Origin of the sequence: Flavobacterium tiangeerense (genome assembly GCF_007830355.1) — a bacterium.
GTDB lineage: Bacteria > Bacteroidota > Bacteroidia > Flavobacteriales > Flavobacteriaceae > Flavobacterium > Flavobacterium tiangeerense.
The window spans coordinates 43,687-54,557 of the sequence record NZ_VLKO01000004.1 but is presented as its reverse complement, the minus strand read 5'-3'; the positions used below and the strand labels follow the sequence as shown (position 1 = coordinate 54,557).

Here is a 10,871-nt window from a genome sequence, read left to right as displayed (position 1 = left end):
TTGTTGTTTTAAGTTTTTTAGTTTTGACTGATAACCATAAATCAACACCAAAATATGTCAAATTTTTATTGTGCCAATTGCGGATCGAAAAGTTCTAGTATTTCGAGTTTAACCACTAACTCCTGTCCGCGTCACCCTCTTGGACCAAGCAAGGGAAAACATACGCTTTATGAAGGTTCCGAAAAATCAAAATACAGCTGCAAATACTGCGGTTCATCATCAAGTAGTATATCAAGTTTAACTGCTAATTCCTGTTCAAGACATCCAAACGGATCAAGCAAAGGAAAACATTCACCAGCATTGTAAATAAAGGTTAATAAGTAGATTTCAAAATGATCGATCCAAAAAGACCTTACAGCAGAATAGCAATTGACAAAATTTTTGCAACAAGGAAAAAAGCTATGCAAAAAGAAGCATTAATTAGAGGAAGTGATGGAATAGCACTTTATACCGATTGCTACACTGGACAAATTTTAAGAGGCGGCGAAAGATATGACTATGAACACATACGTTCTTCTGAAATGTTACATTCCAAATTCAAACATATCTTGACAGATGAACAAATTGCATTAGTGGTGAATTGTCCCGAGAATGTTTCGGTAACTCTGAGAACAATTAACCAATCAAAACTAAAACAACTTATGGAGGATTGGATGACAAAATCAAATAATATTACGAAACACAATATCAACTTGAAATTGACTCTTTCAAATTTAAAAATTGCAGATGAAGGTATTGAGCGAATGGTTAACAGTTTAATGAAATAAAAAATAGAGCGACAAAAATTGACGTTTTGGAAGGGTAGATTTGGTCTTTAAATAATTGATAGAAAAAAAAAGATGTAAGAATAGAAGAGTGAAAAATTACTTAAGCTAAAGTGTGCTTTTATTAATTTTTGAGATTATTTAGGATTAATGTAATTTTTTTAAACGCGCAGCATAATAAACTTTTATAAAAACCAATAAAACATTTTTAAAATGGAAAACAACGAATTTGACCAAAAAAGTTACGAAGATGCTTTCAAAAGATCATATGATGAAACGCATACTGAATTTGAAAACATTAGTAACCAAAAATTAATTATTAGCCTTATTGGTAGCGTAAATGCCGGGAAATCAAAAACAATTAATACTCTTACAGGTATTGACTATACAGAAGTAAAAGCTCGTTCAGGTTGGACTAAGGAAGTTTCACTTTATGAATTAAATAAAGGAGTCTTTGTAGCTGACACTCCTGGATTATTTGATATTGATGCTGATATAAGTAAAAAAGCTTCTGATTTTGTAGCAAATAGCGCTGATATAATTTTATACTTTTTAAACGCAGGAGTTGGTATAACCAAACACGAAAAGAAAGCTTTTGAAGAAATCGCCGCTTTGGGTAAACAAACATTAGTTGTTTTGAACAAAATTGACTCTTTAGAGCAAAATGAAGTTACCGAGGTAATAAATCAGATAAAAGAGGAGCTTGGTATTTTTCCAATTCCAATTTCATCTAAAACAGGAGAAGGTATTCAGAATTTAAATAACGAAATTGTCAAAATTCTAGAAGCTAATGGTAAAGATTTAATGTTTTTAAAAATTTCTAAATTTAAAGAGCAGTCAGTAAAAAAGTGGATTAATGCAGCAACTGCTGCCGCTTTTGGAATTGGAGCATTACCTATTCCTGGTTCTGACATAATAGCATTGTCAGCATTACAAACTGGACTTGCATTTAAAATTGCATATATTTATGATATTAAGCCTACAAAAGAAGATATAATGAGCCTTGTTGCGTCAACTGTAACAGGAAGTATTGGTAAACAAGTTGTTAGATGGGGAATAACTACACTAAAAGCCGTAGGTTGGATTCCGGGTGCACAGCTTTTAGAAGTTGCAACCATGGCAATTGCAGCCTCAATTGCAGCTTCACTGACATATGCTTTTGGATGGGCAAGCAATGCCTACTACAAAAGCGGAATGGCTCTCGATTTAGGAGAGGTTGGTAAAATATTTAATGAAAAATACGAAATGTACAAAAAAGAGAAAGAGCCAGCCAAAGTATAAAATTACTTTAGCTACATTTTGGTAAATAGATTGGGTGAATTAAAAAACGAGTGTTTCAACTTCTATTCAATAAGTTGAAGCACTTGTTAATTTTATGTGTCATTCAATACCCCTCAAACCCCTTTCTCAACTCCTCCTTAATTTCATTCACCAACCATTCGGGCTCCAAAACTTTAACTAAACTTCCATACTTCAAAATCTGTTGGCTAAATTCGAAATTAGGGTGAATAATCATTTCAATATCAAAAGTCTTCTCGTTTTCTAGGTTAATTTCTTTTTGAGTGCGATGCATAGGAAGCGAAACAAGATAAGGTTTCTGAGAAATATCAAATGAAAGTTTTACAATTTGTAATTTATGATCAACATAATTTAAACCTATAACATGACTAAACTTGTCTTTGGCTTCTATGGTTTTTGATTTGAACTTTTTAGTACCAACACTAATATTTTCTATTCTGTCAATTCCAAAAGTACGATATCCTTTTTCAGTTTCGCCAATAACATACCAGCGGTTTTGGTATTGTTTCAAGAAGTAAGGTTTTAAAGTGTATTCTTCCTCTTTTAAATGGTAAAAACTATAGTGTTCAAAAGTAATAGGTAATGCTTGGTGAATGGCTTCTAAAATAATTTTAAAATTTAAAATTGATGACATAGACGCATTATTTTCAAATTCAATAAAGGCTAATGCGTTATTTGTTTCGTTAAAACTAGACTTTATAAGTTCAGCTGTTGATAAAATCTCAATGTGACTTAAAAAGGACTCAATATTAACCGATTTTTCCTCGTTTAAATAATAGTGTTTATTGCCTTTATTAAAGGTAATGACAATCCCATAATCCTCATTTAAATCTTTTACATATCGTTGTATTGTACGTACAGATATATTCCTAAGATCCTTTGCAGATATTTCTTTTATAAGTACATCACGATGCACAGATAGATTTTTTTTTAAAAGTTCCACCAAAATTTTAGTGCGATAAACTTGTGTTGAATTCAGATGCTTTTTATTGTCTTTTTTCATGCTGTTTTTAATTATTCAAAAATAGAAAAGAAAAGCGTCAATTACTGTCGCAATATTTTTTTTTCAAATCATTTTTAAACGACACTAATTGTCGCGTTTGAAACATAATTTAGCCCCGAAATTTAAAAACAATTATCATGAAAAATTCATTAAAAAAACAAAGCACAGAAATGGACTTTAGTAGCTTAAGTACCATTTTAACAACAAGCGCAGCGGCGGGTATTGCTATTGCTAATTACTTAGGGAAAAAACCTCAAACCGGAGGTATGATTGGCGCTGGACTATCATTACTGATAACAGGACTAGTCACCGCATTAGAGGATGATAAAACAACTACAAACTTACAAAATTAAAGTACAACTATTATTAAAAAAACACTTAGTAACCTGACAAAAGTCACTTAAAAAATCAAAATTATGCTTTTTCAATTTTTATTAAATACAATCGTTTTCTTTATCAAATGTCTAGTTTGGATCGTTGTCGTTTTGGCAGCTATTCCTTTCGGTATTTACATGTTTTTAGTAGAATACTTTCCAGAATTTACATTAGCCTATGGTTTTGGATTTTGGTCTGTTTTTTCCATTCTATCAATTATAGGCTTTATTGTACTTTGGAAACCAATTATATGGATTGTTGGCATTTTACAAACATTAGGACTAGGAATGGAGTAAGATGTAAATACAATGTAACCAAAAAACGCTAACTCCTATTAGCGTTTTTTTTATATCCCATTTTAACACAAACTTCTAAACTGTTGCATCAAAAGAACAAATCAAAATGGTAACTTTGCTTTTTTGCAAAAAATTATGCTAGACAAAGACAATACCATTGAAGTTCAGGGCGCTCGCGTGCACAACTTAAAAAATATAGATGTTTCCATTCCTAGAGAAAAACTGGTTGTAATTACCGGCCTTTCGGGATCTGGGAAATCCTCCTTAGCTTTTGATACCATTTATGCCGAAGGGCAACGCCGTTATATAGAAACTTTTTCAGCTTATGCGCGTCAGTTTTTGGGTGGACTAGAACGTCCTGATGTTGATAAAATCGATGGGCTTTCACCTGTGATTGCTATTGAACAAAAAACAACCAGTAAAAGTCCGCGTTCTACGGTAGGAACTATTACTGAAATTTATGATTTCTTGCGTTTGCTTTATGCTCGTGGTGCCGATGCGTATAGTTACAATACCGGAGAAAAAATGGTTTCCTACTCTGACGAGCAAATTAAGGATTTGATTATTCAGGATTTTGCAGGAAAACGAATCAATATTTTAGCACCAGTTATCCGAGCTAGAAAAGGACATTACGCAGAACTTTTTCAACAAATTGCCAAACAAGGATTCTTGAAAGTTCGTGTCAATGGCGAAGTACTTGATATTACTCTTGGGATGAAACTTGACCGTTACAAAACTCATGACATCGAAATTGTAGTCGATAGAATGGTAATTGAAGACACACCCGATAATGCCAAACGTTTGATGGAAAGTATCAATACCGCCATGAATCAAGGTGAAAATGTACTGATGGTTTTAGACCAAGATTCGAATGAGGTGCGCTATTTTAGTCGGAACTTGATGTGTCCTAGCACCGGAATTTCCTATCAAAATCCAGAGCCCAATTTATTTTCTTTCAATTCTCCAAAAGGAGCTTGTGATCATTGCAACGGACTTGGAACTGTAAATGAAGTCAACAGCAAAAAAATTGTTCCAAACCCAAAATTATCTATAAAGGCGGGTGGTTTTGCTCCTTTGGGCGAATACAAAAGCTCTTGGATTTTTAAGCAATTGGAAACCATTGGTGAAAAATTCAGTTTTAAATTGACTGATGCCATTGAAACCATTCCTGCAGAAGCGATGGAAATGATTTTGAATGGTGGTAAAGAAAAATTTAGCATCGAATCGAAAACAGCTGGAGTTACTAAAGAATATAAAATTGATTTTGAAGGAATCTCGCATTTTATAAAAAACCAACATGATGAAAGTGGATCGGCGACAATCAAGCGCTGGGCAAAAGAATTCATGGACGAGATAAAATGTCCTGTTTGTGAAGGTTCCCGATTAAAAAAAGAAGCCCAATTCTTTAAAATCAACACTAAAAATATTACCGAATTGTGTGACATGGACATTTCGGATTTGACTGCTTGGTTCAAAGATTTAGACAACCATTTATCTGATAAACAAAAGCGTATCGCTACTGAAGTAATCAAAGAGATTAAGGACCGTTTACATTTCTTGATGAATGTAGGTTTGGATTATTTGGCTTTAAGCCGAAGCTCTAAATCACTTTCGGGAGGTGAAGCGCAAAGAATTCGTTTGGCTACTCAAATTGGTTCGCAATTGGTTGGTGTATTATATATTTTAGATGAGCCAAGTATTGGTTTGCACCAGCGAGACAATGAAAAACTGATTCATTCGTTGGAACAATTGCGCGATATTGGAAATTCTGTAATTGTGGTGGAACACGATAAAGACATGATTGAACGTGCCGATTATGTGATTGATATTGGTCCAAAAGCCGGGAAATATGGTGGTGAAATCATCAGTAAAGGAACTCCTGCTGAAATCCTCAAACATCATACTATTACTGCGATGTATATGAACGGAGAGATGCAAATTGAAGTTCCAAAAAAACGAAGAGAAGGAAACGGAAAATTCTTAAAACTAACTGGAGCAACGGGGAATAATCTAAAAAACGTTTCAATTGAGTTGCCTTTGGGTAAAATGATCTGCGTGACGGGAGTTTCGGGAAGTGGAAAATCGACTTTGATTAACGAGACGCTCTACCCTATTTTGAATGCCTATTATTTTAATGGTGTCAAGAAACCGCAACCGTACAAAAAAATTGAAGGTTTAGAACATATCGATAAAGTGATTGATATTGACCAAAGCCCGATTGGTAGAACACCTCGAAGTAACCCAGCAACCTATACCGAAGTTTTTACAGAAATCAGAAATCTGTTTACGATGACTTCTGAAAGTATGATTCGGGGATACAAAGCGGGACGTTTTAGTTTTAATGTAAAAGGCGGACGTTGTGAAACCTGTGAAGGATCAGGTGTTCGAACAATAGAAATGAATTTTTTACCTGATGTTTACGTAGAATGCGAGACCTGTCAAGGAAAGCGTTTTAATAGAGAAACACTAGAAATAAGATACAAAGGAAAATCTATTTCGGATGTATTGAACATGACTATTGACGAGGCTGTTCCATTCTTTGAAATGATTCCGAAGATATACAGAAAAGTTAAAACCTTACAAGATGTAGGTTTGGGCTATATTACACTTGGCCAACAAAGTACCACACTATCTGGAGGTGAAGCACAACGCATCAAGTTAGCAGGAGAATTGTCTAAAAAAGATACTGGAAATACGTTTTACATCCTTGACGAACCTACAACAGGGCTTCATTTTGAGGATATTAGAGTTTTGATGGAAGTGATTAACAAACTAGTTGATAAAGGAAATACCATCTTGATTATTGAGCATAATATGGATGTAATTAAATTAGCTGATTACATTATTGATATTGGTCCTGAAGGCGGAAAAGGTGGCGGCCAGTTGATTGCCAAAGGAACGCCCGAAGAAGTAGCGAAAAGTAAAAAAAGCTATACCGCTCAGTTTTTAAAGAAAGAGTTGGTTTAATTTACCTCCAAAATAGGAATTCCAAACTGGAAATTTATATCGAAAGTAAATTCATATAAAATGACAAAAACTGCTAAAGCAGTATGTGGCAGTTTTAAAAAAAGAATTACTTTAGCAGACTCGATTTTTAGCCCTGATGGAAGTGGCATCCTTTTTATTTTTTTTCTTTAAAAAATAAAAAGATAGAACGGACAGCAGGATAAAGCTCCTGAAAAATAATAGAAAAGATAATTAAAAGACAGAATATGAGATTAGAAGATTTTGATAATGACGAGGATAAGGTTATCCAAGACCGATTGAAGCAGAAAGATTGGAATGAAATACGTACTAATGACAGCTGGGCGATTTTTAAAATCATGTCGGAGTTTGTAAATGGGTACGAAAGCATGGGGCGAATAGGTCCTTGTGTGTCTATTTTTGGATCGGCGAGAACCAAACCAGAGGATCCGAATTATTTATTAGCAGAAAAAATTGCTTACAAGATTAGTAAAGCGGGTTACGGGGTAATTACTGGCGGTGGTCCTGGAATTATGGAAGCTGGAAATAAAGGAGCGCATTTAGGCGGTGGAACCTCAGTAGGATTGAATATTGAGCTGCCATTTGAGCAGCATTTTAACCCGTATATTGACACGGATAAAAACTTAAACTTTGATTATTTCTTTGTTCGTAAGGTGATGTTTGTGAAATATTCACAAGGATTTGTGGTTATGCCAGGAGGTTTTGGTACACTAGACGAACTTTTTGAAGCGATCACTCTGATTCAAACTAAGAAAATTGGAAAATTCCCTATTATTTTGGTAGGAAGCAGTTTTTGGTCTGGATTGTTAGACTGGGTAAAAACGGTACTTGTAGAAAAAGAAAAAACAGTGAGTCCGCAAGACTTAAACTTAATTAAGATTGTAGATACCGAAGATGAAGTTGTGGCAGTAATTGATGCCTTTTATAAGAAATACGATTTATCTCCAAATTTTTAAATTGAAAAGAAGCTGCTCACAACAGCTTCTTTTTTTTGTCAAAATTTAAAAAAAATAAGAATTTCGTGTTGAATAATACTTATATTTAGCCCTTTGAGTGCAGCTGGTTTATTTTCAAAAGAAATGATTTTGATACAGAATCTTAAATATTTAAACCCTTTTTTACAATAGGCACTTGATTTTTTATTGGCATTAATCTTAAACAAAGGAGTACAAATTTGAAAACCTATATAAGAGTTACGTTAACATTTTTTTTGTTAATTGGAATACAAAAAAATTACAGTCAGCATTTTACTAAAATGCAAGCGGTTGTCAATCCTGAAAGTAAAACTATAACCGTGGAACAGGAATTTGTGTATCATAATGCGTCGAATGATACGCTTACATCTTTAGTTTTTAACGATTGGAACAATGCATATGCTACTAAATTTACACCACTAGCCAAACGGTTTTCGGACGAATTTTACAGAGGTTTTCACCTAGCCAAAGAGGATGATCGTGGAAGTACTCAAAATTTAAAAATACTAGATACAACCACCGAATTACAATGGAACCGGCCTGAAAAAAACCCGGATTGTGTTGTTGTGACATTAACCAATGCCATTTTGCCTTTTCAAAAAATAAAACTCACACTTACTTACACGCTAAAAATTCCGAATGCGAAATTTACAAATTATGGCATTGATAATGAAGGGAATTTTAGTTTAAAAAACTGTTTTTTAGTCCCAGCACGATATGAAAACAACAAATTTTTACAATATAGTAACAACAATCTTGATGATAGTGCAAACGGCATTACCTCATTTGAAGTTTTAATAACACTACCCTCCAAAAAAAAACTATCTACAGACTTAAATGTACTGCAGTTTGATGAAAAAGGAGAGGAAACCACACATCTTTTAAAAGGAGATAATCGTACAAACATTAATTTGATAATTACCTCAAAACCAGAATTTACAAGTTTTAAAAATAATATTGTTGATGTTGTCACCGATTTAAAGAACACCAAGTTAAACGATGTTCAAAAAGCGTTAGTAATTGATAAAGTAGTCACCTTTACCAATGCATTTATTGGAAAATATCCACATGAAAAAATCATTATCACTCAAAATGATTATGATAAAAATCCGTTTTATGGTTTGAACCAACTACCCTCTTTTTTAAGTCCCTTCCCTGAAGAATTTTTGTATGAAATTAAGTTTTTAAAAACATATTTAAATTCATTTCTTAAAACAAGCTTGCACCTTGACCCTAGAAAAGAAAATTGGATTTATGACGGCATTCAAGTCTATGCTATGATGAAATATATTGACGAGAATTATCCAAATACAAAAATGATTGGCAGTCTTTCCAGATTTAAACTGTTGCAGAATTTTAATATTGCAAATATTGATTTTAATGATCAATACAGTTATTTTTATATGTTAATGGCACGTAAAAATCTAGATCAACCCTTAGGAGAGTCTAAAAATAATTTGATTAAGTTTAATGAACAAATTGCCAATAAATATAAGGCTGGATTAAGCATTAGGTTTCTGGATGATTTTCTTAAACAAGACATTATGATGCAAAGTATTCAAGAATTGTATGCAAAAAAGCAACATATACTAGCAACAAGAACTGATTTTGAAACCCTTTTAAAATCCAAAACAAAAAAAGATATAAGTTGGTTTTTTACCACCATGATCAATTCAAGAGACATTGTTGATTATAAATTTACAACTCTGAGTAAGACAAAGGACAGCATTACATTTTCTGTAAAAAACAGAACAGGAACTACAATTCCTATTCCTGTTTATGGCACTAGGAAAGGCGCAACTGTTTTTAAGCAATGGCTCGATATTGAGGCCTGTGATAGCACCTTGACCATTCCTAGAAAAAACATTGATCGCTTGATTTTAAACTTAAAAAACGAAGTACCAGAATTTAATTTGCGAAATAACTGGAAAAAGTTAAATGGTTTTTTGCCTAATAACAGACCAATAAAATTTGTTTTTATGAAAGATCTTGAAGATCCGTATTACAATCAAATATTATATGTACCTTCTATTTACTATAATTTATATGATGGCCTTACCCCGGGCATTCGATTACATAATAAAACCATACTTGACAAACCTATTATTTTTGATGTCAATCCATCTTACTCTACTAGATCACAAAATATATCTGGATCAGCAGCATTTGTGGTGAACCAAAATATTAGGACAAGTACTCTATACAACATTCGCTATGGGATAAGTGCCAATTATTTTAATTACGCACAAGACGCAGCGTATTTTAGATTAAATCCATCAATTCAATTGCGCATTCGTGAGCCAAACTTTAGAGATAATAGAAAACAATTAATTCTATTTCGACAAGTCATTGTTAATAAAGATGAAAGTGCAATTCTTACTGAGAATACTGCAACTAATTATTCTGTTTTTAATACTCGTTATATAAATACAAAAACTGAAGTTACCAATCATGTAAACTTTGCCATTGATTTACAGGCTTCAGGAAAATTTAGTAAACTTACAGCAGAAATTGAATATCGAAAACTTTTTGAAAATAACCGTCAACTCAATTTACGATTTTATGCCGGAAGTTTTTTGCATAATAAAACACAATCTAACTTTTTTAGTTTTGCGCTAGATCGTCCTACCGATTATTTATTTGACTATAATTACATAGGAAGATCAGAGAATAGTGGACTTTTTAGTCAGCAATACATTATTGCTGAGGGTGGTTTTAAATCAAAAATAGACACTCCATTTGCAAACAGATGGCTTACAAGTTTGAACGCTAGTTACAGCATTTGGAATTGGATAGAGCTATATGGAGATGTAGGATTAATGAAAAATAGTGGTTCAAAAGAGCGTTTTGTATACGATAGCGGCATACGCTTGAACCTGGTTACCGACTACTTTGAGCTTTACTTTCCAGTCTACTCTAACAATGGTTGGGAAATTTCTCAGAACAAATACAACGAAAAAATACGTTTTATTGTAACTTTTTCACCTAAAACATTACTCAATCTTTTTAATCGAAAGTGGTTCTAAACGAAAGCTATCTTGTCAAATTGTTGAATTATTATCAAATATTTGATAATAAAATTACACATAATAAAAAAATAAACTTCATTTACTTAGAATAAATTGCGAAAATTAAATTCTATTTTTTTCAAAGCGCTATGATAATAGGTTGTTTT

The 10,871-nt window shown here is 32.9% G+C and carries 9 protein-coding genes; 8 read left to right on the top strand and 1 reads right to left on the bottom strand.

Annotated features, from left to right (window positions below; all coding sequences use genetic code 11):
• Nucleotides 1-54 precede the first annotated feature (54 nt).
• The 3 genes from IQ05_RS05050 to IQ05_RS05040 all read left to right on the top strand — a co-directional run bounded on the left by IQ05_RS05050 (nucleotide 55) and on the right by IQ05_RS05040 (nucleotide 2,045).
• A complete protein-coding gene (locus tag IQ05_RS05050; RefSeq protein WP_144890670.1) occupies nucleotides 55-306 on the top strand; it encodes a hypothetical protein in 252 nt (83 codons plus the stop codon).
• Between the two features lie 26 nt (nucleotides 307-332).
• Complete coding sequence (locus tag IQ05_RS05045) at nucleotides 333-767, top strand: hypothetical protein (RefSeq protein ID WP_144890668.1); 435 nt, start codon at nucleotides 333-335, stop codon at nucleotides 765-767.
• A 210-nt stretch (nucleotides 768-977) separates the two neighbouring features.
• Nucleotides 978-2,045, top strand: a complete 1,068-nt coding sequence (locus IQ05_RS05040) for a YcjF family protein (protein ID WP_144890666.1) — start codon at nucleotides 978-980, stop codon at nucleotides 2,043-2,045.
• Nucleotides 2,046-2,148: 103 nt separating this feature from the next.
• On the opposite strand, the gene IQ05_RS05035 is transcribed toward IQ05_RS05040, so the two are convergent.
• Nucleotides 2,149-3,066: a helix-turn-helix transcriptional regulator gene (locus IQ05_RS05035; protein WP_144890664.1), complete on the bottom strand. Its 918-nt coding sequence runs from the start codon at nucleotides 3,064-3,066 to the stop codon at nucleotides 2,149-2,151.
• Nucleotides 3,067-3,203: 137 nt separating this feature from the next.
• Between IQ05_RS05035 and IQ05_RS05030 the strand changes: the two genes are divergently transcribed.
• The 5 genes from IQ05_RS05030 to IQ05_RS05010 all read left to right on the top strand — a co-directional run bounded on the left by IQ05_RS05030 (nucleotide 3,204) and on the right by IQ05_RS05010 (nucleotide 10,722).
• Nucleotides 3,204-3,419 (top strand): hypothetical protein, encoded by a 216-nt coding sequence (locus tag IQ05_RS05030; RefSeq protein ID WP_144890662.1) that lies wholly within the window; start codon nucleotides 3,204-3,206, stop codon nucleotides 3,417-3,419.
• A 63-nt stretch (nucleotides 3,420-3,482) separates the two neighbouring features.
• Nucleotides 3,483-3,737, top strand: coding sequence for a hypothetical protein (locus IQ05_RS05025; protein ID WP_144890660.1), 255 nt, complete (start codon nucleotides 3,483-3,485; stop codon nucleotides 3,735-3,737).
• Between the two features lie 135 nt (nucleotides 3,738-3,872).
• Complete coding sequence (gene uvrA, locus IQ05_RS05020; protein ID WP_144890658.1) at nucleotides 3,873-6,704, top strand: excinuclease ABC subunit UvrA; 2,832 nt, start codon at nucleotides 3,873-3,875, stop codon at nucleotides 6,702-6,704.
• A 245-nt stretch (nucleotides 6,705-6,949) separates the two neighbouring features.
• Nucleotides 6,950-7,678 carry an LOG family protein gene (locus tag IQ05_RS05015; RefSeq protein WP_144890655.1) on the top strand — a complete coding sequence of 243 codons (729 nt, stop codon included), beginning with the start codon at nucleotides 6,950-6,952 and terminating at the stop codon, nucleotides 7,676-7,678.
• A gap of 218 nt (nucleotides 7,679-7,896) precedes the next feature.
• Nucleotides 7,897-10,722, top strand: a complete 2,826-nt coding sequence (locus tag IQ05_RS05010; RefSeq protein ID WP_317133635.1) for a gluzincin family metallopeptidase — start codon at nucleotides 7,897-7,899, stop codon at nucleotides 10,720-10,722.
• Nucleotides 10,723-10,871: the final 149 nt, after the last annotated feature.